This window comes from Prosthecodimorpha staleyi (assembly GCF_018729455.1).
Lineage (GTDB): Bacteria > Pseudomonadota > Alphaproteobacteria > Rhizobiales > Ancalomicrobiaceae > Prosthecodimorpha > Prosthecodimorpha staleyi.
The window spans coordinates 71,195-94,799 of sequence record NZ_JAHHZF010000007.1 but is presented as its reverse complement, the minus strand read 5'-3'; the positions used below and the strand labels follow the sequence as shown (position 1 = coordinate 94,799).

Sequence of the window (23,605 nt, the reverse complement as noted above, 5' to 3'; positions counted from 1 at the left end):
GACGCTTCCGGCCGGATCCCCGGGGATGCCAGCGAGCGCGCATCCGGGCCGTTTCGGTGACGGCATCCCGGCGGCCGTCGCGGCGCCCGACGGCATCGTCGAGGTGCGCGGCATCTCCAAGACCTATGGGGGCGGCGTCGAGGCGCTCAACAACATCAGCCTCACCTTCCCGGAAGGCGCCTTGACCTCCCTGCTCGGCCCTTCCGGCTGTGGCAAGACCACGCTCCTGAAGATCATCGCGGGTCTCGTCGCCCCGACGGCCGGTGAAATCCTCGTTAAGGGCCGGCGCGTCACCGGACCGGGGCCGGAGCGCAGCTTCGTGTTCCAGGATTTCGCCCTGATGCCGTGGGCGACCGTTTTGCGCAACGCCGCCTTCGGGCTCGAACTGCGCGGCGTGGCGCGATCGGAGCGCGAGGCCGTCGCCGAGCGATATATCGAGGCGGTCGGCCTCAAGGGCTTCGAGCACAAGTATCCGCACGAACTGTCGGGCGGCATGCGCCAGCGCGTCGGTCTGGCGCGGGCGCTCGCGGTCAACGCCGACGTGGTCATGATGGACGAGCCCTTCTCGGCTGTCGACGAACAGACGCGCCGCCGCTTCCAGGAAGACCTGCTCCGCCTGGTCGCCCAGGAGCGAAAGACCTTCCTGTTCGTCACCCATTCGATCGAGGAGGCGGTCTACGTCTCCAACCGGATCGTGCTGCTGTCGCGGCGCCCGAGCCGCGTGCAGCGGATCATCGAGATCGATCTGCCGCGCGACGGCGATCCGGATCGGATCCGCCGGCACCCCGACTATCTCGATACGGTCGAGGATATCTGGCAGGGGCTGCGCCACTATGTCGAGTGAGGGCGAGACGTCATGCTGATCGGCGGCTATCGGGTCCCTGCCATGGCGTCGCTCGTCGTCTGGGCGATTGTCTGGGAGATCGTCGGCCGGGCCGACCTCACCCTCCTGATCCCGCCATTGTCGGCGACGCTGGTTCGTCTCGCCGAGATCGCCGGGACGGAGAGCTTCTGGGAGGCCGTCGGCATCACGGCACGCACCTTCGCGGCCGGCAGTGCGGCGGCGATCCTGATCGGCGTGCCCGTCGGCATCCTGATGGGCCGCGTGCCGCTTCTTGACCGCCTTCTGCTGCCTTGGGTCAACGTCTTCATTTCGGCCCCGCTCTCCGCGCTGGTGCCGGTGATCATGGCCATCTTCGGGTTCGGCGAGACCACGATCGTGCTGACCGTGGTGCTGTTCGCGATCTGGATCGTCATCCTGGACGCGCGGGCCGGAACCCAATCGATCTCGCCGTCGCTGGTCGAGATGGCGCGCGTCTACGGGGCCAGCCGCTGGCAGGCCTTCTCGAAGATCTACGTCCTGTCCGCTCTGCCCGAGATCCTGACCGGCATCCGGCTGGGACTGCTGCGCGCCGTCAAGGGCGTGATCATCGGGCAGCTCCTGGTATCGGTGGTCGGATTCGGCCGCCTCTTCGAGATCTACTCGTCGAATTTCCTGATGGAGCACATGTGGGCCATGCTGATTGTGCTCTTCGGGCTCGCCTTCCTGATCGATACCCTGCTCGGTGCGATCGAGCGCCGGGTCGACTACTTCGCCGGATCCCGCAACTGAAGAAAAGGAACGTCTCTCGTGGGTTACGTCATTTCACCCCCGTCCGTGGCCGCATTGCCCGTCGTTGGCTCCTCGGATCTCTTTCCCGTCCGGCGAATCTATTGCATCGGTCGCAACTACGCCGAACACGCCATCGAGATGGGCCACGACCCGAGCAAGGAACCGCCGTTCTTCTTCCAGAAGAATCCCGACAGTATCCTGCTGGAAGGCATCGACTTTCCCTATCCGCCGAAGTCCAAGGACGTCCATTTCGAGATCGAGCTGGTGGTCGCGCTGAAGAGCGGCGGCGCCAACATCCCGGTCGACTTGGCCCTGGAACATGTCTTCGGCTACGGGATCGGGCTCGACATGACCCGCCGCGACCTGCAGGGCGAAGCCAAGAAGCTCGGCCGCCCCTGGGAGATCGGCAAGGCCTTCGAGCAGTCGGCACCCTGCGGCCCGATCCATACGGTCGCGGCGGTGGGACATCCGGCGGCGGGCAGCATCTGGCTCGATGTGAACGGCGAGCGTCGTCAGACCGGCGACCTGAACCAGATGATCTGGAAGGTGCCGGAGATGATCTCCTACCTGTCCGACTACTTCGTGCTCGCGCCCGGCGACCTGATCATGTCCGGCACCCCGGCCGGCGTCGGCGCGGTCAAGCCGGGCGATGCCCTGCACGGCCATGTCGACGGCGTCGGCGACTTCCGGGTGAAGGTCGCCTGACCGAGACCGGTGCGGCGGGCGGGTCCGCCGGGGCTCCTGAAAGCCGGCGGGGCATTGGCCGCCGGCCTTCGGGCCCGCGACAGCGACCGGTGGGCCAGCGCGCCGCCGAGGCCGGACCCCGTAGGTCCGACAGGAGGCCCGTCCTCGAGACCGGAACCGCGGGGGCGCATCGGCTCCCGCCAGATATGCGAAGCTGGCGGCTCTGCGCGGCGCAGGACGGCGAGACCGGTCGCAATCGTCCCGACCTTCGACGACAAGGCCCCTTTAAGAAGTCGCGGCCTGCCTTAATGTATCGGAGATGCGCGTCTGCAACGGCCACCCAAGGGCGCGCCTTTTCGAGGAGGATCGTTCATGACCGATGTCCGGCTTGATCGCCGCCGCCTGATTGCGGTCGGTGGCTGCGCATTGGCCAGCGGGATGGCCGGACTTGTCCTGCCCGTCCGGGCGACGGGTCTGGCGCCGACGCCGTCGATGGCCGGCGGCGCCAACAACTACCGGCCGGGCGCGCCGATCGTGGAGCGGATCGGCGGCGGCGGTTTCTGGATGACCGGCACCGTGCGTCGTGCCGGCGACGGCGCCCCGCTTGCCGGGCAGCGCATCCAGATCTGGGCCCATACGACGGAAGGCTACGAGAGCGACCAGCGCAGCCACGGTGCCACGCTGACCGATGCGAATGGGGTGTTCCGCCTCGAGATGCCGCAGATCGTGCCGGCATTCGGCCAGCCGCACGGCCATCTCGCCTATGACGGCGGCACCTACCGGACCGTCTTTCTGCGCCCGGTGATGCCGAGCTCGAAGGACAAGCGCCTCGAGGCGCATTTCGTTCTTGAGCCGGTGTGAACGCGTTGGGCGGAAGGGGGGCGAAACTGACCCGGATCCTGACGGTCTGGGCCGCCCTGGCGATTGCACTCGTCGTCCCGATCGCCGCCGCGGCGGCGAGCCCGCTCCTGGCCTGGCGCGACCCGGTCTATATCGCTGCGGGATTTGCCGGAATCGCCGCCCTCGGGCTTCAACTCGTCCAGCCTTTGCTGGCGGGCGGATATCTGCCCGGATTTTCGGCCTATCGCGGCCGTCGCCTGCATCGCTGGATCGGCGCCGTGCTGGTTCTGGCCGTGGTGATCCACGTCGCCGGACTGTGGCTCACCAGCCCGCCGGATGTCGTCGACGCGCTTCAGTTCGCATCGCCGACGCCCTTCTCGAACTGGGGCGTGATCGCCATGTGGGCGGTCTTCGCGGTCGCATTGCTGGCTCTCCTCCGCCGGCGATTGCGCATCAGCCCGCGCGTGTGGCGCATCGGTCATCTGACGCTCGCGCTGGTGATCGTACTGGGCAGCATCGTCCATGCCGTCCTGATCGAGGGGACGATGGAGACGTTGTCGAAAGTGGCGCTTTGCGCCCTGGTCCTTGTGGGGACCGCCAAGGTCGTCGCGGATCTCTGGGGACGGGCGAAGCGTTCGGCGTCTCCATGACTGCCGCCGGGCCAGGATCCCGGCGGCCATGCGACTTTGAAACCACCCCGGCGCAACGGCCGCCGCTCAGGTCCCGCAGAAGGTCTGCAATACCCGCTCGTGCGGTTCCGGTGCGCGCGCGAAGGCGTCGAGGTCGTCGCGCGCGGTGAACGGATCGGCGAGGACCTCGATCAGGCGGTGGAACGGCGCGAAGTCGTCCCGATCGACCGCAGCTTCGATGATCGCCTCGACAAGATGGTTGCGCGGAATGTAGATCGGATTGACCGTCCGCATCGCCGCGGCCCGCGCCGAACGGGCGCCGCCCTCGGCGTCCAGCCGCTGCAGCCAGCGCGGCGCCCAGAGGTCGAAGCGCGCCGGATCGGCGAATTGGGTGCGGACGGCGTCCATCCGTGCCGGATCGGCCGCCGCATCGGCGAGCCGCCGGAAGGTCAGCGTGAAGTCGGCCTGCCCCTCGGCCATGCACGTCAGGAGATCGCGCGCAAGGGCGATATCGGCTTCCTGCGTGGTGGCAAGACCGAGCTTGGCGCGCAGTCCGGCATGGTAGCGCTGTTCGAACCGGCCCGGAAACCGACCCAGGATCTCTTCGGCTGCCGCGATGGCCGCATCCTGCTCGTCGGCCAGCAGCGGCAGCAGGGTCTCGGCGAGCCGGGTCAGGTTCCACTGCAGAATGCGCGGCTGGTTGCCGAAGGCATAGCGGCCCTGCATGTCGATCGAACTGAACACCGTCGCCGGATGGTAGGCGTCCATGAAGGCGCAGGGACCGTAGTCGATCGTCTCGCCGCAGACGGCTGTGTTGTCGGTGTTGAGGACGCCGTGGATGAAACCGATCAGGCACCAGCGCGCGACGAGGTCGGCCTGCGCGAAGGTGACGGCTTCCAGAAAGGCGCGGTAGGGGTTCGTCGCTGCGGCGGCGTCGGGATAGTGCCGCGCGATGGCGTGGTCGGCCAGCGCCCGTACCCCCTCCCCGTCGCCGCGCGCGGCGAAGAACTGGAAGGTGCCGACCCGGATGTGGCTCGACGCGACCCGCGTCAGCACCCCGCCCGGCAGCCAGCGCTCGCGCCGGACCCGCTCGCCCGTCGCGACCGCCGCCAGAGAGCGCGTCGTCGGCACGCCGAGCGCAGCCATGGCCTCGCTGACGATATATTCCCGCAGCACCGGGCCGAGCGCCGCACGCCCGTCGCCCTGACGGGAGAACGGCGTCGCCCCGGAACCCTTGAGCTGGATGTCGCGCCGCCGGCCGTGACGGTCGACCACTTCGCCGAGCAGGATGGCGCGTCCGTCGCCGAGCTGCGGGACGAACTGGCCGAACTGATGGCCGGCATAGGCCATCGAGATCGGCTCGGATTGCGGGTCGATCCTGTTGCCGGCCAGCATCGCCAGGCCTTCGGGCTCGGAAAGCCGATCGGCGTCGAGGCCGAGTTCGCCGGCGAGCGCCCGGTTCAGGCGGATCAGCCGAGGTTGTGCCACCGGCGTCGGCGCCACGCGCGCATAGAAGCGGTCGGGCAGACGGGCATAGCTGTTGTCGAACGCGATGGTCACGGGCAGGCCTCGGTGTCGCCAGCCGCAACGGGATCAAGCCGCGGGTGGTCGCCCGCCTAAGATCGGGCGAAGGTCCGCCGGCGGCAAGGTCGCCCCGCGCCGAAAGCGGGCTGTCGGTCGGTCGCGTCTGCCGAGGGGTCCGACAGGGACCGCTCAAGACCCCGTCGGGCCGGGCCCGGCGGTGGCCAAGCCCGGGCGCCGCCCATGGCGTCGCGAGCCGTATTCGGCCCGGATCATCGGTCCGGACACAGCGGTGACTGCCGCGCCGCCCCGTCGGCATCGCCGCGACGGCGCAAGCGAGGCGACGGCCGGCTCTAGATCGCGCTTTTGGAGAAGGCCGCGATCTTCTCCTTCAGCAGCACGGCCGTCTCGGTCACCCGGTCGGCGCCCTGGGAAACCGACTTGGCGGCGGTCCCGGCGTGGATCGCCTCATGGGCGACCGAGGCGATGGTGCGGGTCACCTCCGCGGCGACGCCGCGCTGCTGCTCGGAGGCCGCCGCAACCGCATTGGTCAGTTCTCCGACGCTTCGAATTCCGGACAGAACCAGATCGACGGCATCGACGGTATCGCCGGTTCCCTCCTGGACCTTCGTGATCCGTGCGGCGATGTCGGCGGTCGCCCGCGACGTCTGGTCCGACAGGGCTTTGACTTCCGCGGCGACCACGGCAAAGCCCCGGCCGGCCTCGCCGGCGCGCGCGGCCTCGATGGTTGCGTTGAGGGCGAGGAGCTTGGTCTGCGCCGCAATGCCGTCAATCAGGTTCACGACCTCGCCGATCCCGCCGACGATCTGGGCAAGTCCGCCGATGCGCGCGCGCGCGTCGGTCGCCGCTTCCTCCATCTTCATGGCGCGGCTTGCGGTGGCGGAGGTGCGTTCGGCGACCTCCCCGATCGCTGCCGCCTGCTCTTCGGAGGCGGCCGCAACCGCCTGGGCCATGCTGCCGACCTTCTCGGCGTTGCCGGCGAGCTGGCTCGCCGCCGAGCCGAGATCGACGGCGATCTGATTCAGGTCGTTGGTGACGCGCCCGACATCGGCCGCCATCTGCGACCGGTCGGTGACGATCGACCAGACGATCAGCGGTCGATGATTGACCAGCGAAGCCTCCAAATCGAGCACCTCGGGGCCGACCCGGATCTCGGCCCGGTGCGGCATCCGCTTCGGATCGTTGACCATGGCCCTCTGATGTTCGGGGCGCTTGTGGAAGACGTCGATCGACGTTCCAATCAGTTGGTCTGCCTTCACCGGCAGATAGCGTTCGATGCGGCGCAGGGTCTCGATCGAGGTGGTATTGGCATAGTCGATCAGGAAAGTCTTCGGATCGCAGGTGATCACGTTCACCGGCAGCTGGTCGAGAATTCCGAGCAGAAGTCGCGCCCGTTCCTCGGCGAGGAGCTGTTCGGTGATGTTGGCGGCAACTTTCACGACACCTTCGACCGTGCCGTTGCGCGCCCGCTTCGGCGCATAGGTGGCCTGGAGCCAGAGCACCTTGCCGTCCTTGTTGCGCCGTTCGAACCGCCCGGTCTGCCTCTCGCCGCGCCGGAGCGCGGTCCAGAACGCCTGATAGGCTTCCGAACGGGCGTAGTTCGGTTCGACCAGCAACGAATGGTGGCGTCCCTTAAGTTCGTCGACCGCATATCCGCTGGCGGCACAGAAATTCGGGTTCGCGTCCACGATGGTGCCGTCGGCGAGGAACTCGATGACGCCTTGGGAATTTTCAACGGCCTCGGAGAGCGCTTTCAATCGCTGGGTATTGCCGCCAAACTCGAACATGATCGTCTTCCTGCTATTGTAGACGCCTAGAACAACGCATTTCATTTTAGAATCCGTTAAATCGATAATATGCAAAACGCTTTGGATAATAGATTTCTGATTTCTGACGGCAGTCTGACAGCATCCATTCTCCACAATACGTAGAACATAGTAAAATCTTCGCGTTTTTGGATTCGGTACCCAAAACATTTTGGATCATGGATATGGAGAATATTGTATGCCCGGCGAAAATCCCCTCTTGATGGTATGTATTCCATCCAACGGAAATTCATCTCGTGCGGTGGGTATTCGGTAGTCCACAAAATCTCGCATTGCGACGTTGCCGGAAATACAACCAACATGTCATTTTTACATGCACAGTTTTGCAAATTATTGCCGACCTGAGCCGCGTCACGGGCATGCAGGATGCCCGATTGAACCGTCCGCGCCTCCGGAGAGCCAGGCTTTCGGACGGACGCCGCGCGCACGGACAAACGGATCGCGGGCTTGCCATGGCAATCGTCCGTCGGGCGTCCGGCGCTTCCGCCAAATCAGGCCGCAGCGCGAGGACAGGGGTCGTCGGGTTCGGCACGATGGATGCCCTGACGCCATCGTCATTCCGGCAGTGAACTCAATGGCGCACCGGCGAGGGCATCCCGCATGGTCTGTGCCACGAGAAGAATCGGGACCGCCAGCGCCGCTCCCATCGGGCCCCACATCCAGCTCCAGAACACGATCGCAACGAAAACCAGGAACGGATTGATCTCGAAGCGGCGGCCCAGGATCGAAGGCAGGATCGCGTTCTCGCTGATCAGATGCACGATGCCGAAGCCGATCGCCGGCCAGAGCGCTGCCAGCAGTCCCGTATGCGTCAGCAGGCCGGCCGAGACGAGTGCGACGGTGATGATCGCGGGACCGAGAAAAGGGATGAAGCTGAGCAGGAAGGCGATCACCCCCCACAGCGCCGGATTGGCCAGCCCCGAACTCCAGGCGATCGCGCCCGTCATGATCCCGACCGCGAGATAGATGGTCGAGGTGGTCCCGAAATAGGTCGCCAGAGTCGCCTCGGCGGCATTGAACACCCGGATCATCGCCAGCCGACGGTCGCGGTCGCCGAAGGCCAGGATGGCCTTGCGCCGCAGGGCGGCGCGGCCGGCGACGAAGAAGGCCAGCGTGGCGAGGAATACAAGCACTTCGCCGAAGGCCGGCGTCAGTCCGCCGAGAAAGCCGGTCACGGCGGTCATGTCGACGGACGACGCCAGCCGGCCGAGGCTGCCCGCGCCTTCACCGCCGGTCTGGGTCGATCGCTCGGCCATCAGAGCATGCAGGCCATCGAAGTAGCCGATCACCGGACCGAGCAGGGCTTCGACCCGCTTGGTCAAGTCGGGCAGCCGGTCGAGGATGCTGCTGATCGCATCGGCCACCGAATTGCCCAGGACGAAGAGGCCGACGCTGGTCGCCAGCACGAGAACCATCCCGGCGACGACCGTCGGCACGCCGATCCGCTGCGCCCGGTCGCCGATATGGGCGAGAACCGAACCGAGCACGATGGCCGCGACCATCGGCACCGCGATGGCCGAGGCCGAGCGCAGGGCGACCAGCAGCGCCAACACGAAAAGCCCGACAGTGGCAAGGTCGCTCCGGAAGCGCCAGACGCCGGCCGCAGGGTGAGGCTGGAGGTGGTCCGGCAAAACAGTCGGAGTCGGGACGGCACGCTCTGGTCGGTTCAAGGGGCCGTCTCCGCCAATGGGGGATCGCCGGACCGTGACCGGTCCGCTGCGGCCTCAATGCGCGACCGTCCGATCGGTTCCCGCCCGGCCCGGTCGCCAGCTTTCGAAGTCTGCGTCCCTGGGCGAGGTCGGACGGCCACGACAGCGCGGAAGGAACCTCGGCGGCATTCGGCGGTTGTCTGACCGGAAACCCGGGGCGAACCACCGAATCGCCGTCACGGCCACCGGATCACCTCAGCCTTCGAAAAGGAAGAGACCATGAACCAGAAAGTCAGCGATACCTTCTCCCTGGTCGACCATATCGGCGCCAGCGCGAAAGGCACGGTCGCGGAGATCGGCGCGGCCAAGGACACCGTCGCGGCCAATGCGGACTCCGTGATGGCCTCGGCCAAGGATGTCCTCGCCGAGATGCGGCGCCTGGTCGATGCCTTCGCCGAATCGACCGGCGAGAAGGCCGCGGAGGCGGCGGGCGCCGTCGCCGGGGTCGGCGCGGCCACGGCGGATCGTGTCGGCGCCCTCGCCCATGATGCGGGCGTGCTCGGTCGCAATTCCCTGGAGAGCGTCACCGAAGCCGTGTCCAAGCGGCCGTTGACCGCGCTCGCCATTGCGGCCGGCGTCGGTCTCCTCCTCGGCGTCATGACGAGGCCGGGGGCGGGTCGATGACACTCGCCCGCCTGTTCGGACTGGATTTCGATCTGGTCCGACGCCGCGGGATGGTGGTCACGATCGCGGCGGCCGTGGCCGGTCTGGCCCTGGTCGTCGCGGTGATCTTCATGGCCATGGCCGTGCAGATCGCGCTCGCCCACCATGTCTCGCCCGAGGCGGCGGCGCTGATCGTCGCCGCCGTTGCGGCGGCTGTTGCGATCGGCGCCGTGGTCACCCTGTCGGTGATGGTCCGGCGCACCCGTCGTGAGATCGGCAGCGCGGTCGCGGCGAGCACGCTCGTCTCGCTCGCCCCGACCGCCTTTTCCTTGGCCCGCCGTCATACGAAGCTGGCGGCCCTGGTGACAGCGGCCGGCGTCGGCTTTTGGATGGCCCGCCGAGGCAAGTGAACCGGGGGATTCATGATCCCGCGGGCACCTCGCCCGGTAGGTTCATCGAATCCGCCCGGACCTCTCGGCACCGTCGAACCGCTCCGCCGCTCAGGGCGTCGGGATCAGCTTGGTGACTTCGGTCGCCATGTCGGCGAGCACGGCCTCCGGGGTCGCCTTCTGCTCGGCGATCCGGGCGAGCTGGTCGACCATCACCTGGGTGACGCGCACCGAATTCTGACCCGGGAACGCATACCACGGGATCATCAGCGGCACCTGCTTGGTCGCGGCGACGAAGAGCGGGTTCTGCTTGTAGAAATCGCCGAGATATTCCGGATTGTCGATCGCGATCTGGTTGGTCGGCACGTAGCCGGTATTCTTGACCATCAGGCTGGTGCCCTCGGCCGAGGTCGCGAACTTGACGAACTCCCAGGCGGCGCGCTGGCGGTTCGGATCCTTGGCGGTGATCATGGCGCCGGCGCCGCCGGTCGGCAGGCGGCCCTTGACCGGGTCGATCACCGGCATGACGGTGGTGCGCAGGGTAAAGTTGGAGCCGACCGACTGCGAGATGGCGCGCACCTGCGCGGTGGTGCGGAACATCATGCCGAGCTTGCCGGCCGCAAAGGCCTGCAGGTCCTGGGTCGAGCTCGCGGAAGCCGCGAGATTCGGCATCCGGCCTTCCTTGACCATCCGGTCGAGCAGCTTCAGCGCGGCAAGGCCTTCCGGACCGTTGAAGGCGACCGCCTTCTCGTCGGTCGTCAGCATGCGGCCGCCATAGCCGTAGAGCAGCGCCGAGAACATCCAGTCGTCGCCCGGCCAGCGGAAGAACATGCCGTTGATGCCGTCGCCCAGGCCGGCGATCTTGGCGGACAGTGCGATGGCGTCGTCCCAGTTGGTCGGGAAGGCTTCCGGATCGGCGCCGACGCGCTTCAGGAGATCGACATTGTAGTAGGAGATCGGGTTGGAGGTCGCGAAGGCGAGGCCCGCCTGGCTGCCGCCGTGGAAGCCGAGGCCGAGCAGCGGCGCCGAATAGCCGAGGCGGGCCGGATCGCCCTCGTCCTTGAGCAGGCCGCGCAGGTCGAGCGCGATGCCGCGTTCGGCGAACAGGCGCAGGCGGTTGAGGCCCTGGAAGGACACGTCCGGCAGCTGGTTGGTGGCAGCCTGGCGCAGGATCAGCTGGGCGCCGTCCTCATAGGTCGGGGTCGGATTGACGTAAGAGACGCGGATCGCCGACTGGCGGGCGTTGAAGGCCGCCGCGATGGCCTCCTGCGCGTCCTTGAAGATCGCCGGCATCGAATAGTGCACGACGAGATCGACGGCGGCGGCGCGCGCGATGCCCGGCATGGCGAGCGTGGCGGCGGCCCCGCTGGCGAGGCCGAGCGCCCCGCGCCGGCTGATCGAGAGGTCGAGAGTCATCGTTCGGTCTCCTTGAAGGCGAAGGCGCCGGCCGGTCTCATCCCTTGAGGCCGGTCATGGTGATGCCTTCGATGAAGCGGCGCTGGGCGAACAGGAAGGCGGCGACGAGCGGGGCGGTCATCACCACCGCCGAGGCCATCAGGGCCCCGAAATCCGCGCCCGCCTCCTGGTTCTTGAAGTAGAGGACGCCGAGGGCCGGCGTCGCCAGATCACCCTGCGAGATCACGATCAGCGGCCAGAACAGGTCGTTCCAGTGCGCCACGACCGAGAAGATCGCGAAGGCGGTGGCGGCCGGCCAGGCATTCGGCAGCACGATGCGCCAGACGATCGAAAGATCGGTCAGGCCGTCGAGCCGCGCCGCCTGGATCATCTCGTCCGGCATGGCGCGGAAGAACTGGCGGAACAGGAAGATCGCGAAGACCGAGATGGTGAAGGGCGCGATCAGCGCCGCATAGCTGTTGAGGAGCCCCGCCTTGGCCAGCGCGATATAGATCGGGATCGCCGGGACATGGGCCGGCACCATGAGGCCAAGCATGACGAAGCCGAACAGGGCGTCGCGGCCGCGGAAGTCGAGCTTGGCGAGCGCGAAGGCCGCCGGCACCGCGAAAGCGATCTGGAAGACCAGGATGCCGGCGCAGACGATGACGCCGTTGGCGAGATAGCGCCCGACCGGCACCTCGGCGAAGACGCGGCCGTAATTCTCGAAGCCGTGGAATCGTTCCGGCAGCAGCGCCAGCGAGGCGCGGAACACCTCGTCCGGCGGCTTCACCGACACGGCGAGCATCCACACGAAGGGCGCGACGAAGATCGCGGCGAGCAGCGTCAGGACGACGAGGCGCGGCAGATCGGCGAGGAGCGGGCGGTCGTCGGTCATGGCCTCACCCGTAATGGACACGACGATCGATCAGCCGGTTCTGGACCAGCATCAGGACCGTGACGGCGACCAGGAACAGCAGCGTGATGGCGGCCGAGTAGCCCATCCGGAAGAACGAGAAGCCTTCCGTGTACATGGTGAAGAGGATCACCTCGGACGCCTTGTTGGGGCCGCCCTGGGTCAGCGTCGCGACCGTGTCGAACACCCGGATCGCCCGGACCGTGGTGATGATCACGACGAACAGCGTGGTCGGCCCGAGCATCGGCCAGGTCACCGTGACGAAACGGTCCCAGGCGGATTTGACGCCGTCCATCTCGGCGGCCGCATAGAGATCGCGCGGGATCGCGGTCAGCCCGGCCAGGAACAGGACCAGGTTGAAGCCGGCATTCTCCCAGATGCCGATCAGGCCGAGCGACAAGAGCACCGTGCCGGAATCGCCGAGCCAGTTGGCGCCGTCGATGCCGACCGCGCGCAGCAGCGCGTTGAGCGGGCCGATGGTCGGATGCAGGATGTAGGACCAGGCGGTCGCCATGGCGACGGTGAGCGACACGACCGGCAGGAAGAACAGCGCCCGGAACAGCGCGCGCCCGCGCCGGCCGCCCTCGATCAGGAGCGCGATGGCGAGCCCCAGCGCGACCGAAACCGGCGCCACGAACAGGACGTAGAGCGCCGTGTTGGCGACCGAGCGCAGGAAGCCGCGGTCGGCCATCAGCTCAGCGAAATTGCCGAGCCCGACCCACCGGAAGCCCGGCGCGCCGAGTTCGTAGTCGGTGAAGGCGAGCACGACCAGCGCCAGGCTCGGCACCAGGATCATCGCCGCATAGGCGAGCGTCGCCGGCGCGGCCAGCAGCCAGGCGACGGCAGTCTCGCCGGCGGGCCGGCGGGTGGGTGCGGTGCGGCTCTGCGCGATCGTTGCCGCCTCAGCCACGGACGCGCGCTCCCGACGGCGCGACGGCGGCCGGCACGGCCTCCACGCGGGCCTCGTCGGCGCCGAACAGCAGGCCCCGCCCCGCTGCGGGCACGAGGGCGACCGTGTCGTCGGCCGGCAGGCGGCTCCGGTCCTCGGGCGTGAGACGCGCCACCACCGCCTCGCCTGTCGCGGTCAGGCGGGCATGCACCAGCAGCGCCTCGCCCAGGAACTCGACATGCTCGACCTTGGCGGCAAGCCCGCCACCGGTAGCCAGCAAAAGATGTTCCGGCCTCAGCGCATAGACATGCGCGCCGCGCGCCGACGAGGCGATGCCCATGGCCTGGCCGGCGACGCGGACGAGGCCGTCGGCCCCGATCTCGGCGGCGAGCGTGTTGATGCGCGGCGAGCCGATGAAGCGGGCGACCCGCAGGTCGCGCGGGTCGTCATAGACCGCGGTCGGGCTCGCCACCTGCAGGATGCGGCCCGCCATCATCACCGCGACCCGGTCCGACATGGTCAGCGCCTCGGACTGGTCATGCGTCACGTAGATGGTCGAGGCGCCGGCGCGGCGGTGCAGGTCGACGATTTCCTTGCGGGTCTGCACGCGCAGGGCCGCGTCCAGATTGGACAGCGGTTCGTCCATCAGGAACACATCCGGCCGGCGCACGATGGCCCGGCCGAGGGCGACGCGCTGGCGCTGGCCGCCGGAAAGCTGAGCCGGCTTGCGATCGAGCAGATGCGCCAGGCCCAGGCTTTCGGCGGTCGCGACCACGTCGGCTTCGATGCCGGCGAGCGCCGCACGGGTGCCGGGCCAGACGCGGCCGACCAGCGGCAGGCGCTGGCGCGCCCCGAGCCGGCGCATGACCAGCGGCAGGGCGATGTTCTGGCGTGCGGTCATGTGCGGATAGAGGGCGTAGGATTGGAACACCATGGCGACGTTGCGGTCCGCGCCGCGCAGGCCGGTGACATCGCGCCCGGCGATCGACACCGAGCCGCCTTCGGCCCGTTCCAGGCCGGCGACGATGCGCATCAGGGTAGTCTTGCCGCAGCCGGACGGCCCGACCAGGGAGACGAACTCTCCGGGAGACAGGGCCAGCGAAACGTCGTCGACGGCTCGGACGGCGCCGAAGCGCTTATGCAGCGATGCGATGGTGACGCCTGCCAACTTCCCGCTCCCGACCGGACAAGACTGGCCAGCCATACGGTCGGGACATGACAGGGCGGCGAAGCGGACACGTCATTCCGGTGACAGGCGCGACGGCGGCCGTCACGCGGGCGACATGGGGCGGCGGTAGCGGATCGCTCGATCAGCCTCGGGACGCGCCATGACCCATTTCCGCATCGTCCAGATCTCGGACACGCATCTCTCGCCGTCGAAGCCCTACTTCAACGCCAATTTCGACCGGGTCGCCGACTGGCTGCGCCAGGAGCGGCCGGATGCTGTGTTCCATACCGGCGACATCGCGCTCGACGGCGCCGATCGCGACGAGGATCTCACCTTCGCCCGCGCGGCTCATGACGGCCTCGGCCTGGAGACGGCCTTCGTGCCCGGCAACCACGATGTCGGCAACAATGCCGAGCCCGGAGAGGTCGTTCACCAGGGCGTCGATGTGAAGCGCCTCGAACGGTATCGGTCCGTCTTCGGTGCCGACCGATGGGTCCGCGACATCGGCGCCTGGCGGTTCGTCGGGTTGAATTCGGCCCTGTTCGGCTCCGGACTCGACGAGGAGGCCGCCCAGGAGGCCTTTCTGGCCGAGGCGCTCGCCGCCGGCCCCGGCCGCCCGATCGCGCTCGTGCTGCACAAGCCGCTGTTCCTGGACGAGCCCGAGGAAGACGCCGCAACCGGCTACTGGTATGCCCCGCGGGCGGCACGCGGCCGGCTGGTCGACCTGATCGCGGCCGCCGATGTCCGCCTCGTCATGTCGGGTCACATCCACCAGCAGCGCATCCGGCTGTGGCGTTCGACCGCGATGGTCTGGGCCCCGGCGGTCGCCTTCGTGGTGCCGGACTGGAACCACGAGCGGCTCGGCGAGAAGCAGTGCGGCCTAGTCGACTACCGCTTCTCCGGCGACCGCGTCACGGTCCGCACCGTCCGCGTGCCCGGCACCGTCGACCATGATCTCGGCGACTTCGAAGGCGCCTACGGGGTCTTGCCGCGCACCAACTGAGCGCGCCTTGGCGATCGGCCGCGTCCGGGGCCGACGGCTCCGGCGCAGGTCGGCGGCACCGTCAGGTCGGCGCGCAAAGGGGCCAGTCCTGCCGGACGGTCCACTGCGCGATCGGGATCGTGTCGGCCGAGCGGACGAGCGCGAGGCGGTCGAACCGGATCGGCGTCCCCGACCAGACGGCCTGCATCGCGGCCTGCGCCGCGTCGCGGGCCGGACCGGGCGGCAGGCCGTAGGCCAGCGACACATGCGGCAGGAACGGGGAAGCCGGATCCGTCCCGGCCGCGATCCGAACGGCGGCATGGAGCGCCGTCAGAGCGTCTGTCGCGGCAAGGCGGGCGTAGAAGGCCCGGAAATAGGCCGCTCCGGTCTCGATGCCGACGACCGGCGCGGCGAGCGCCGGGTGGCCGGCGGCAACCGATGCGACCCGCGATGCGAGGCGGGCCGCGTCGATCGGGAGATCGCCGGCCAGGGTCGCGTGCGGCCGGAAGCGCGGGGTGCCGAAGCGCCGCGACAGCACCTCGACCTCGGCGGCGAGGCGGCGCTCGTCTTCGGGGGCCGCCAGCAGCCAGACGGAATGCAGGGACGGGGTCTCGGTCATGACGCCCTCAGCCGGTGGCGCGGACGACGAGATGCGGCTCGATCCGGATCCGCAGCGCCGGCGCGTCGGGGTCCGCCACGCGCCGGTCGAGCAGGTCGCAGATGGCGGCGATGCGCCGGTCGAGCGGACTGGCGACGGTGGTCAGCGCGATCAGCGGCCAGGCCGCCGGTGCGGTGTCGTCGAAGCCGGTGACGGCGATGTCGCCCGGGACCGCGAGGGCGGTCTCGGCGCGCAGCAGGTTGAGCACCCCGAAGGCGATCGCATCGTTGCCGCAGACGACGGCATCCGGGGGGCCATACGCATCGAGCAGACGGCGCATGCCTTCGACGCCGCCCGGCTCGGTGAAATCGGTATGCACGATGCCGGCGGGCGCAAGCCCGTGGCCGGCGAGCGCCGTCCCGAAGGCTTCGGCGCGCTCGCGGGCGCTGGCAAGGCTCGCCGGTCCGGAAATGCAGGCCAGGCGGCGCCGGCCGCGCCCGACCAGATGGTCGACCACGAGTGCCATGCCGCGCCCGCCGTCGGAGGAGACCGCATCGGCATCGGGCAGGGCGGAGGCCGGGCCGGCCAGAATCACCGGCCCCATGGCCCGCAGCGCCGCGATCGCGTCGACATCGAGGCTGCCGGCGGCCACGATCGTGCAGGCGACGGGATATTCCGAGGCTTGCGCCAGCGCCTCGACCGCATCGCCGCCCGCACCGACATGGACATAGAGCGTGCGCCAGCCGCGCGTCTGCAGTTCGTTCAGAAGCCGGTCGAAGAAGACCGCATAGTAGTAGTTGTCGATGAAGCCGGCCACGAAGGCGACGAGTTCGGAGCGGTCGCGGTTGAGCTGGCGCGCGAAGGCGTTCGGACGATAGCCGAGCGTCCGCGCGGCGGCGATGACGCGGTCCCGGATGGCGTCCGACACGCTGGCGCCCGGCGTGAAGCTGCGCGAGACCGCGACCCGCGAGACGCCGGCCACCCGCGCCACGTCTGCCGCGGTGACCCGGCGCCCGCGCCGTCCCGCCCTGTCCGCTTCGTCCTCGCCCAACCCGAACCCTCCCGATTGCCTGCTTTCCTCGCCCGGCCGGCTCGTGCCGGTCGCCGCCTCGACCGCATTTGCACACGTGTTCATGTCATTGTCGTGTTGGCCTGCTAGCTCCCCGCGGGTGACCGGCACATCCAGCCGGTCGGCGGAGGGACCGATGCCGCAGCAGGGGACGGCAGTCGCCATCGAGCGGCTCGAGGTCGGTTACGGCCGCACGGTGGTGCTGGACGGGATCGACCTGGCCATCGAACCGGGCAGCTTCGTCGCGCTGCTCGGCGCGTCGGGCTGCGGCAAGACCACGCTGCTCCGGTCGATCGCCGGCTTTATCGCGCCGCGCGCCGGGCGCATCCTGCTCGGCGGGCGCGACGTGACCGGCACGGGTCCGGAACGGCGCGGCACGGCCATGATGTTCCAGTCCTATGCGCTCTGGCCGCACATGACGGTCGCGCGCAACATCGGCTACGGGCTGAAGCTGCGCGGCTGGTCGCGCGCCGATATCGCGCGGCGGGTCGACGAGATCCTGACGCTGGTCGAAATGCCGGGCTTCGGCGACCGGTCCGTGACGACCCTGTCGGGCGGGCAGCGCCAGCGCGTCGCGCTCGGCCGTGCCCTGGCGGTCCATCCGCCGGTCCTGCTCCTGGACGAGCCGCTGTCCAATCTGGACGCCAAGATCCGGCTGGCCATGCGGCACGAAATCCGCGCGCTGCAGCAGCGCATCGGCTTCACCGCGATCCACGTCACCCACGACCAGGAAGAGGCGATGGTGATGGCCGACCGGCTGGTCATCCTCGAGGCCGGACGCATCGTGCAGGACGGCCGGCCGGAGGACGTCTACCGGCGCCCGAACTCGCCGACCGTGGCGTCGTTCCTCGGCGCCGACAACGTGATCGAGGCGGAGGCGCGGCGCGACGGAACGGATCTCGTTCTCTCGCTGGCCGGCGGAATCCGCGCCCGCATCGCCGGCACGCCGCCCGTCGAGGGACCGTGCCTGCTGCATTTCCGCGCCAATGCGGTCACCCTCGCGGCTCGGGAGGGCAGGGGGGACTGCCTCGCCATTCCGGGCCGCATCGAACAGTCGAGCTATCCGGGCGGCCGCTACCGATACCAGGTAGGCACGCCCGTCGGCCGCTTCTTCGTCGACGACGCCTACCGGCTCGACGACGGCGCCGCCGTCACCATCGCCATTCCGGCGCCGTCGCTGCACGTCTTCGCCCGGTCCGGGCCGGGCGTGCCGGCGATCCGCGCCGCCTGAACCCAGCGCAAGGAGAGTTCCCCATGCTCGTTCGTCTGACTTTCGGCAGCCTTCTGTCCGCCGCGACCCTGCTCCTTGCCGGCCCCGCCGGCGCGCAGACGCTGAATGTCGCCACCGCCGGCGACCAAAACATGGTCGACTACGTCAAGGACTATCTCGGGCCGATGTTCGAGAAGACCCATCCGGGCGTGAAGGTCGTGGCCGTGGGCACCGGTCCCGGCGATGCCGGCTCGCAGAAGATCTACGAAAAGCTGTCCGCGCAGAAGCAGGCCGGAGCCGCCGCCTGGGACTTCGACGTGGTCGTCGCCCATCAGAAGATGGCCGGCCAGATGGTCAAGGAAGGCCTGCTCGACAAGTATCGCGCCGGCATCCCGACCGGCGCCCTGGTTACGCGCGATACCGCCGAGAACGCGCTCGGCGCCGATGTCGGCGGCTTCGTCATGCCGATGTTCCATTCCCAGACGGCGATCGCCTACAATGCCGACATGGTCAAGACCCCGCCGGCCAGCTATTCCGAACTGGTCGAATGGGTGAAGAAGAACCCGAAGCAGTTCGGCTACAACGGCATCAAGGGCGGCATGTCGGGCGTCGCCTTCGTGACCGGCTGGATCTATGCCTTCGGCGGCAATACCGACCGGCTCATGAAGGGTCCCTATGACGAGACCAGCAAGGCCGCCTGGGACAAGGCGCTGGCCGACCTCAAGGACTTCAACCGCAATGCGGTTATTACGCCCGGCAATGCCGGCACGCTCGACATGCTGAACCGCGGCGAGATCGCCATGGGTCCGGTCTGGGTCGACATGTTCTACAGCTGGCAGGCCGAGGGCAAGCTGCCCCCGTCGATGAAGCTGAAGCTGGTCGCTCCGGGCATGCCCGGACAGCCGATGTACTATGCCATCCCGGCGAAGGCGCCGCAGACCAAGCTCGCCGCCGAGTTCATCGCGCTCGCGACCAGCCCGGCGGTCCAGGCCGAGGGCATCGTCAAGCGCTTCAACTGGTATCCGGGCATCGACGCCCAGCACCTGCAGGGCAAGCTCGAACAGGCGACCTGGCAGAAGCTGTTCGCCGACATCACGCCCGAGGATCTGTCGAGCAAGGGCAAGCCGTTCCCGATTGCGCCCTACTTCAACGACATTCTCGAAGGCTACGAGAAGAAGGTGGCCAACTGACGAGAGGATTCCGGTGGACGCAACCCGTCCACCGGGCCCCCCCATGGACCGAGAACGCCCCTCCCTCGCCGGGTTCCTCCTCGTCGCGCCGGCCCTCGCCATGGTCGGCGCCCTGTTCCTCTATCCGCTCGGCTATTCGCTGTCGGCCGCCTTCACCGGATCCGACGGAAGGCCGACGCTCGCCCACTTCGGCAAGGCCTTCGAACTCTATTCCGGCGACATCCTGTTCACGGTCTTCATCGTCGCCGTCTCGACCGCAGCGACCGCGGCGGCGGCGATCGCCGTCGCCGGCATCCTGGTCCTCGGTCGGCCCGGCCGCGCGGTCGCGCTGCTCGGCTGGCTCTATCGGTTTCCGCTCTTCATTCCCTTCATCGTCGCCGGCCAGTGCATGCGCACCTTCCTCGCCAAGAACGGACTGATGAACAACAGTCTCGTCGCGCTGGGCCTGATCGATCCCGGCCAGGGGGCGAGCCTGCTCGACTGGCGCGGCATCGTCATCACCTTCGTCTGGAAGCAGGTGCCCTTCGTCACGCTGCTCCTGGCCGGCGCGATGGCGGCGCTCGACCGGGCCACGATCGATGCCGCCCGCAATCTCGGCGCCGGTCGGGTCCGCACCCTGTTCGATGTCGTGCTGCCCCAGGTCATGCCGAACCTGACCGTGGCCCTGACCCTGTCCTTCGTGACGATGCTGTCCGTCCTGTCGGTGCCGATGATGGTCGCCGGTTCCCAGCCGACCATGCTGACCGTCGACATGGCCTTCCGCATCAACGCCTATGGCGACTACGCCACCGCCAACGCCCTCGGGGTGCTCTCCTACGCGATGACGGCCGCGGCCGCCTTCCTCTATCTGCGGCACGGCCTCAGGAGCGGTGTCCCGCGATGACGACGGTCGCCCTCGACACGGCCGGTCCGCGCGTCCGGGCCATGGCGGCGTCGGCCGCAGGCGGTGCCTTGCGCGGCATCGCTCTGGGGCTCTTCGCCTTCGCGGTTCTCGGACCCTTGGCCAATCTGGTCCTCTGGTCGGTCGCCGAGCGCTGGTACACGCCGTTCAAGCTGCCGGTCGTCTATGGGTTCCGGTATTGGGAGGCCGTATTCCGGCCGACCGGCGATGCGATGGCGTCGCTCGCCACCTCGATCGAGATCGCGCTGCTCACCGTGGTCTTCGCCTTCGCGATTTCTATCCCGGCCGGCTACGCGCTCGGCCGGCTGCGCCTGCCCGGCCGCCTCGTGCTCCTGATCCTGTTCATGCTGCCGCAGGCCTTCCCGTCGGTGGCGATCTACATGAACGTGGCGCGCATCTTCTACGCCTTCGGCTGGACCGGAACGGTGGCCGGCGTGGTTGCGGTGCATACGGTGCACGGTCTGGTCTATTCCGTCTGGATCGCGGCAGCGGCCTTCGCGGCGATCGATCGCGATCTCGAACTGGCCGCCCGCAATCTCGGCGCCTCCGCCTGGCGGACCTTTCTGACCGTGACGCTGCCGCTGGCCACGCCCGGTCTGATGGCCAGCGCCGTGTTCGTCTTCCTGGAATCGCTCGACGAATTCACCGGAACCTTCTTCGTCGGCGTGCCGCAGGTCAGCACGCTGCCCTTGCTGCTCTACAATGCGAGCATGGGCGGCAACTACCAGATCGCGTCGATCACCGCCCTGATCCTGCTCGTGCCCTCGATCCTGTTCATGCTGGTCATCGAGCGCTTCCTGAACCCGCAGGTGCTGAGCCGGATCGGCCGTTGAAGGTCTTGCGCCGCCCGGCGGGCGGCGCGGCATCGCGCCCTGCCGGGGCCCGGCCCTGACCCTCCACGGCCTGCCGGTAGGCGCTGGGGCTGACCCCGGTGCGCTGGCCGAAGAAGCGGGTGAAATAGGCCGGATCGGAGAAGCCGAGCAGGAAGGCGATCTCGGCGACGGTCATCGAGGTGTAGAGCAGGTGCCGGCGCGCCTCCAGGACGATCCGGTCATGGGCGATGTCCAGAGCCGATCGTCCGGACAGGGCCCGGCAGGTCCGCGTGAGATGCTGCGGACTGGTGCCGAGCCGGCGGGCGAACTCGGCGATCGGCAGATGGGCGCGATAGTGCGCCTCGACCTCGGCCTTGAACCGCTCGAAGAGACGCTGGCCGGGCGCGGCCCGCGCGCCGGCGGTTTCCGGCAGGGCGGCCGCGATCGCCCGCCGGAACGCGACCAGGATCAACCCGGAAACCGCCGTCAGCGCCTCCCGGCGCCCCGCGCGATCCTCGGCGAATTCCTGCAGGGCGAGCCCGAAGACCTGGGCGAGGGGGGCGACTTCGGTCTCCGGCCGATCGAGCAGGGCCGGGCGCGCCAGGTCGCGCCGCCAGGCGCCGTCGCCGAAAGCCGCGCGATCGAGCACCGCCGGCGGCACGCTGGCGACGAAACCGTCGGTGTCGGGCTCGAAATCGAAGCCATGGACGACCAGCGGCGGCATCGCGATGGCGGTGCCGGATCGCAGCGGATGCCGCGCCCCGTCGATCGTCGCCATGCCGCCGCCGTGCGTCAGCAGGAAGAACTGATACAGCTCGCCGTGCCGGTGCAGGCGGATGTTCCAGTCGTGGACTCGGCTGCGGACCCTGATCGTCTCGATATGCAGTTCGTCCGGAAACCCGGCGGCATCCTCGCCGTAGAGCGCATAGGCGGGCGGCAGGTTGCGCATCCTCGGGCTCCCGTGGAAGTTCGATTTGTCCAAGAGACTGTGCGACGGCTCCATTCCCCGCAAGCCCCCGCCGGCGCAGGTTTGCGCCAAGATCGCCGGAATCGGCGTCGCTGAGGGAGGCCCACGGCATGCGGCATCAGGTTTGTATCGTCGGAGCGGGGCCGTCCGGCCTGCTGCTCGGCCAGATCCTGGCCAGGGCCGGCATCGACGCGGTCATCCTGGAGGCGCGCAGCGCCGAGCATGTCCTGTCGCGCATCCGCGCCGGCGTGTTGGAGACTGGCCTGGTCGACCAGATGCGCGCCTGCGGCTGCGGCGACCGGCTCGATCGCGAAGGGCTCGTGCATCACGGCTTCTCGATGGCTTTCGCCGACCGCACGCATCGCATCGACCTGGCCGGATTGACCGGCGGCCGGTCGGTGGTGGTCTATGGCCAGACCGAGGTGACCCGCGACCTGATGGACGCCCGCGCCGAGTTCGGCGCCGCGACCGTCTACGAGGCGGCCTCGGTCGAGATCCACGATTTCGACGGCGTCAAGCCCTGGGTCACCTACCGGAAGGATGGCGTCACCCAGGTGATCGACTGCGACTTCGTGGTCGGCTGTGACGGCTTCCACGGTGTCTCGCGCGCCTCGGTACCCGAAGCTGCGCTCACGCTCTACGAGCGGATCTACGGCACCGCCTGGCTCGGCCTGCTCGCCGACGTGCCGCCGGCCGACGAGGAACTGGTCTATGCCCGCCACGACCGCGGCTTCGCGCTCGCCTCGATGCGCTCGCACAGCCGCAGCCGCTTCTACGTCCAGGTCCCGCCGACCGAGCGCGTCGAGGACTGGTCCGACCAGCGCTTCTACGACGAGTTCCGCCGACGCCTGCCGGAGGCGGTCGCCGACCGGGTCGTGCCGGGTCCGTCGATCGAGAAGAGCATCGCGGCACTGCGCTCCTTCGTGGCCGAGCCGCTGCGCTTCGGCCGCCTGTTCCTGGTCGGCGACGCCGGCCACATCGTCCCGCCGACCGGCGCCAAGGGGCTGAACCTGGCGGCCAGCGACGTGCACTATCTCGCCACCGGCCTGCGCGAATTCTACGAGGAGCAGTCGAGCGCCGGGATCGATGCCTATTCGGCGCGCGCCCTGGCGCGCATCTGGAAGGCCGAGCGCTTCTCCTGGTCGATGACCGCGATGATGCACCTGCTGCCGGAGACCGGCGCCTTCGGGGCCCGTATGCAGTTGGCGGAACTCGACTATATCGCCAGCTCCGAGGTGGCCTCGGCGGCGATCGCGGAGAACTATGTCGGGCTGCCGTATTGAGACTGGTCGGAAGTCGGACGGGCGCGCAGGACGCGATCTCTCGGCGCTTCCCCGGGCAAGGTATGCAAAACCCGCCGATCCGGCACGCCGGTCAGAATAAAATCCATCAATAAAAACAAGCCGTTGAGGCAAGTTTGCGGCGGAGTGGGCCCCGGCACTCCGCTTGCGCTCCGGCCGGGGATGCGCCGAGAGAGGGTGCCCTCCGACGCATGTCCGGCCCTTCGCTTGGGCTCAGGGCGTTCGTCACTTGAAAAGCTCCACTGGAGCTTTTCGTCCGCGCTCCGAGGGGCGCGGACCGCGCCTCGTCCTGCCCTTCGCTTGAGCTCAGGGCGTTCGTTGCTCGAAAGGCTCCATTGGAGCTTTTCGTTCACGCCCCGAGGGGCGTGGGCCGCGC

General features: G+C 68.7%; 23 protein-coding genes. 13 read left to right on the top strand and 10 right to left on the bottom strand.

Annotated elements, in window-relative coordinates; genetic code table 11:
• The first annotated feature begins 25 nt into the window (after positions 1-25).
• The 5 genes from KL771_RS15025 to KL771_RS15005 all read left to right on the top strand — a co-directional run bounded on the left by KL771_RS15025 (position 26) and on the right by KL771_RS15005 (position 3,786).
• Positions 26-844 (top strand): ABC transporter ATP-binding protein, encoded by an 819-nt coding sequence (locus KL771_RS15025; protein WP_261969368.1) that lies wholly within the window; start codon positions 26-28, stop codon positions 842-844.
• A gap of 42 nt (positions 845-886) precedes the next feature.
• Positions 887-1,612, top strand: coding sequence for an ABC transporter permease (locus KL771_RS15020; protein ID WP_315901501.1), 726 nt, complete (start codon positions 887-889; stop codon positions 1,610-1,612).
• Positions 1,613-1,630: 18 nt separating this feature from the next.
• Complete coding sequence (locus KL771_RS15015; protein ID WP_261969366.1) at positions 1,631-2,317, top strand: fumarylacetoacetate hydrolase family protein; 687 nt, start codon at positions 1,631-1,633, stop codon at positions 2,315-2,317.
• A gap of 351 nt (positions 2,318-2,668) precedes the next feature.
• Positions 2,669-3,157: a twin-arginine translocation pathway signal gene (locus KL771_RS15010; RefSeq protein WP_261969365.1), complete on the top strand. Its 489-nt coding sequence runs from the start codon at positions 2,669-2,671 to the stop codon at positions 3,155-3,157.
• Complete coding sequence (locus tag KL771_RS15005; protein ID WP_261969364.1) at positions 3,154-3,786, top strand: ferric reductase-like transmembrane domain-containing protein; 633 nt, start codon at positions 3,154-3,156, stop codon at positions 3,784-3,786. The genes KL771_RS15010 and KL771_RS15005 overlap by 4 nt, the downstream gene beginning before the upstream one ends.
• Before the next feature lie 66 nt (positions 3,787-3,852).
• Here KL771_RS15005 and KL771_RS15000 read toward each other — a convergent pair whose 3' ends face one another.
• From KL771_RS15000 to KL771_RS14990, 3 genes are all read right to left on the bottom strand, one after another.
• Positions 3,853-5,331 carry a protein adenylyltransferase SelO gene (locus KL771_RS15000; RefSeq protein WP_261969604.1) on the bottom strand — a complete coding sequence of 493 codons (1,479 nt, stop codon included), beginning with the start codon at positions 5,329-5,331 and terminating at the stop codon, positions 3,853-3,855.
• 308 nt (positions 5,332-5,639) lie between these two features.
• Positions 5,640-7,094 carry a methyl-accepting chemotaxis protein gene (locus tag KL771_RS14995; RefSeq protein WP_261969363.1) on the bottom strand — a complete coding sequence of 485 codons (1,455 nt, stop codon included), beginning with the start codon at positions 7,092-7,094 and terminating at the stop codon, positions 5,640-5,642.
• Positions 7,095-7,687: 593 nt separating this feature from the next.
• A complete protein-coding gene (locus KL771_RS14990) occupies positions 7,688-8,764 on the bottom strand; it encodes an AI-2E family transporter (RefSeq protein WP_261969362.1) in 1,077 nt (358 codons plus the stop codon).
• A 297-nt stretch (positions 8,765-9,061) separates the two neighbouring features.
• On the opposite strand from KL771_RS14990, the gene KL771_RS14985 reads away from it, so the two are divergent.
• Both KL771_RS14985 and KL771_RS14980 read left to right on the top strand, forming a co-directional pair.
• A complete protein-coding gene (locus KL771_RS14985) occupies positions 9,062-9,466 on the top strand; it encodes a hypothetical protein (protein WP_261969361.1) in 405 nt (134 codons plus the stop codon).
• Positions 9,463-9,855 carry a hypothetical protein gene (locus KL771_RS14980; RefSeq protein ID WP_261969360.1) on the top strand — a complete coding sequence of 131 codons (393 nt, stop codon included), beginning with the start codon at positions 9,463-9,465 and terminating at the stop codon, positions 9,853-9,855. The genes KL771_RS14985 and KL771_RS14980 overlap by 4 nt, the downstream gene beginning before the upstream one ends.
• A 90-nt stretch (positions 9,856-9,945) precedes the next feature.
• On the opposite strand, the gene KL771_RS14975 is transcribed toward KL771_RS14980, so the two are convergent.
• Genes KL771_RS14975 through KL771_RS14960 form a run of 4 tightly spaced genes read right to left on the bottom strand, consistent with a single transcriptional unit; the run spans position 9,946 to position 14,199 of the window.
• Entirely contained in the window at positions 9,946-11,250 is a 1,305-nt protein-coding gene (locus KL771_RS14975; protein ID WP_261969359.1) for an ABC transporter substrate-binding protein, read from the bottom strand.
• Positions 11,251-11,287: 37 nt separating this feature from the next.
• Positions 11,288-12,124: a carbohydrate ABC transporter permease gene (locus KL771_RS14970; RefSeq protein ID WP_261969358.1), complete on the bottom strand. Its 837-nt coding sequence runs from the start codon at positions 12,122-12,124 to the stop codon at positions 11,288-11,290.
• A 4-nt stretch (positions 12,125-12,128) separates the two neighbouring features.
• Positions 12,129-13,052 (bottom strand): carbohydrate ABC transporter permease, encoded by a 924-nt coding sequence (locus KL771_RS14965; protein WP_390866864.1) that lies wholly within the window; start codon positions 13,050-13,052, stop codon positions 12,129-12,131.
• Entirely contained in the window at positions 13,045-14,199 is a 1,155-nt protein-coding gene (locus KL771_RS14960) for an ABC transporter ATP-binding protein (protein WP_261969357.1), read from the bottom strand. The genes KL771_RS14965 and KL771_RS14960 overlap by 8 nt, the downstream gene beginning before the upstream one ends.
• Positions 14,200-14,359: 160 nt before the next feature.
• Here KL771_RS14960 and KL771_RS14955 point away from each other — a divergent pair, with 160 nt between their 5' ends.
• Positions 14,360-15,202, top strand: coding sequence for a metallophosphoesterase family protein (locus tag KL771_RS14955; RefSeq protein WP_261969356.1), 843 nt, complete (start codon positions 14,360-14,362; stop codon positions 15,200-15,202).
• A gap of 61 nt (positions 15,203-15,263) precedes the next feature.
• Here KL771_RS14955 and KL771_RS14950 read toward each other — a convergent pair whose 3' ends face one another.
• Both KL771_RS14950 and KL771_RS14945 read right to left on the bottom strand, forming a co-directional pair.
• Positions 15,264-15,800 carry a 2'-5' RNA ligase family protein gene (locus KL771_RS14950; RefSeq protein WP_261969355.1) on the bottom strand — a complete coding sequence of 179 codons (537 nt, stop codon included), beginning with the start codon at positions 15,798-15,800 and terminating at the stop codon, positions 15,264-15,266.
• A gap of 7 nt (positions 15,801-15,807) precedes the next feature.
• Positions 15,808-16,914: a LacI family DNA-binding transcriptional regulator gene (locus KL771_RS14945; protein WP_261969354.1), complete on the bottom strand. Its 1,107-nt coding sequence runs from the start codon at positions 16,912-16,914 to the stop codon at positions 15,808-15,810.
• 70 nt (positions 16,915-16,984) lie between these two features.
• On the opposite strand from KL771_RS14945, the gene KL771_RS14940 reads away from it, so the two are divergent.
• Genes KL771_RS14940 through KL771_RS14925 form a run of 4 tightly spaced genes read left to right on the top strand, consistent with a single transcriptional unit; the run spans position 16,985 to position 20,982 of the window.
• Positions 16,985-18,079, top strand: a complete 1,095-nt coding sequence (locus tag KL771_RS14940; RefSeq protein WP_261969353.1) for an ABC transporter ATP-binding protein — start codon at positions 16,985-16,987, stop codon at positions 18,077-18,079.
• Between the two features lie 23 nt (positions 18,080-18,102).
• Positions 18,103-19,248, top strand: coding sequence for an ABC transporter substrate-binding protein (locus KL771_RS14935; protein WP_261969352.1), 1,146 nt, complete (start codon positions 18,103-18,105; stop codon positions 19,246-19,248).
• 43 nt (positions 19,249-19,291) lie between these two features.
• Positions 19,292-20,131, top strand: a complete 840-nt coding sequence (locus tag KL771_RS14930; RefSeq protein ID WP_261969351.1) for an ABC transporter permease — start codon at positions 19,292-19,294, stop codon at positions 20,129-20,131.
• Positions 20,132-20,172: 41 nt separating this feature from the next.
• Positions 20,173-20,982 (top strand): ABC transporter permease, encoded by an 810-nt coding sequence (locus KL771_RS14925; RefSeq protein ID WP_261969603.1) that lies wholly within the window; start codon positions 20,173-20,175, stop codon positions 20,980-20,982.
• On the opposite strand, the gene KL771_RS14920 is transcribed toward KL771_RS14925, so the two are convergent.
• Positions 20,933-21,910 carry a helix-turn-helix domain-containing protein gene (locus tag KL771_RS14920; protein ID WP_261969350.1) on the bottom strand — a complete coding sequence of 326 codons (978 nt, stop codon included), beginning with the start codon at positions 21,908-21,910 and terminating at the stop codon, positions 20,933-20,935. The genes KL771_RS14925 and KL771_RS14920 overlap by 50 nt on opposite strands.
• A 128-nt stretch (positions 21,911-22,038) precedes the next feature.
• Between KL771_RS14920 and pobA the strand changes: the two genes are divergently transcribed.
• Positions 22,039-23,211 carry a 4-hydroxybenzoate 3-monooxygenase gene (pobA, locus tag KL771_RS14915; protein WP_261969349.1) on the top strand — a complete coding sequence of 391 codons (1,173 nt, stop codon included), beginning with the start codon at positions 22,039-22,041 and terminating at the stop codon, positions 23,209-23,211.
• The last annotated feature ends 394 nt before the right edge of the window (positions 23,212-23,605 follow it).

Bases quoted from the DNA above. Each gene is read 5' to 3' on its own strand.
- KL771_RS14955 (WP_261969356.1), top strand. From the start codon at position 14,360: ATGACCCATTTCCGCATCGTCCAGATCTCGGACACGCATCTCTCGCCG.
- KL771_RS14975 (WP_261969359.1), bottom strand. From the start codon at position 11,250: ATGACTCTCGACCTCTCGATCAGCCGGCGCGGGGCGCTCGGCCTCGCC.
- KL771_RS14950 (WP_261969355.1), bottom strand. From the start codon at position 15,800: ATGACCGAGACCCCGTCCCTGCATTCCGTCTGGCTGCTGGCGGCCCCC.
- KL771_RS14935 (WP_261969352.1), top strand. From the start codon at position 18,103: ATGCTCGTTCGTCTGACTTTCGGCAGCCTTCTGTCCGCCGCGACCCTG.
- KL771_RS14920 (WP_261969350.1), bottom strand. From the start codon at position 21,910: ATGCGCAACCTGCCGCCCGCCTATGCGCTCTACGGCGAGGATGCCGCC.
- KL771_RS14985 (WP_261969361.1), top strand. From the start codon at position 9,062: ATGAACCAGAAAGTCAGCGATACCTTCTCCCTGGTCGACCATATCGGC.
- KL771_RS15020 (WP_315901501.1), top strand. From the start codon at position 887: ATGGCGTCGCTCGTCGTCTGGGCGATTGTCTGGGAGATCGTCGGCCGG.
- KL771_RS15010 (WP_261969365.1), top strand. From the start codon at position 2,669: ATGACCGATGTCCGGCTTGATCGCCGCCGCCTGATTGCGGTCGGTGGC.
- KL771_RS14980 (WP_261969360.1), top strand. From the start codon at position 9,463: ATGACACTCGCCCGCCTGTTCGGACTGGATTTCGATCTGGTCCGACGC.
- KL771_RS14970 (WP_261969358.1), bottom strand. From the start codon at position 12,124: ATGACCGACGACCGCCCGCTCCTCGCCGATCTGCCGCGCCTCGTCGTC.
- KL771_RS14925 (WP_261969603.1), top strand. From the start codon at position 20,173: ATGGCGGCGTCGGCCGCAGGCGGTGCCTTGCGCGGCATCGCTCTGGGG.
- KL771_RS14945 (WP_261969354.1), bottom strand. From the start codon at position 16,914: ATGAACACGTGTGCAAATGCGGTCGAGGCGGCGACCGGCACGAGCCGG.
- KL771_RS14995 (WP_261969363.1), bottom strand. From the start codon at position 7,094: ATGTTCGAGTTTGGCGGCAATACCCAGCGATTGAAAGCGCTCTCCGAG.
- KL771_RS14930 (WP_261969351.1), top strand. From the start codon at position 19,292: ATGGACCGAGAACGCCCCTCCCTCGCCGGGTTCCTCCTCGTCGCGCCG.
- KL771_RS15025 (WP_261969368.1), top strand. From the start codon at position 26: ATGCCAGCGAGCGCGCATCCGGGCCGTTTCGGTGACGGCATCCCGGCG.
- KL771_RS14940 (WP_261969353.1), top strand. From the start codon at position 16,985: ATGCCGCAGCAGGGGACGGCAGTCGCCATCGAGCGGCTCGAGGTCGGT.
- pobA (WP_261969349.1), top strand. From the start codon at position 22,039: ATGCGGCATCAGGTTTGTATCGTCGGAGCGGGGCCGTCCGGCCTGCTG.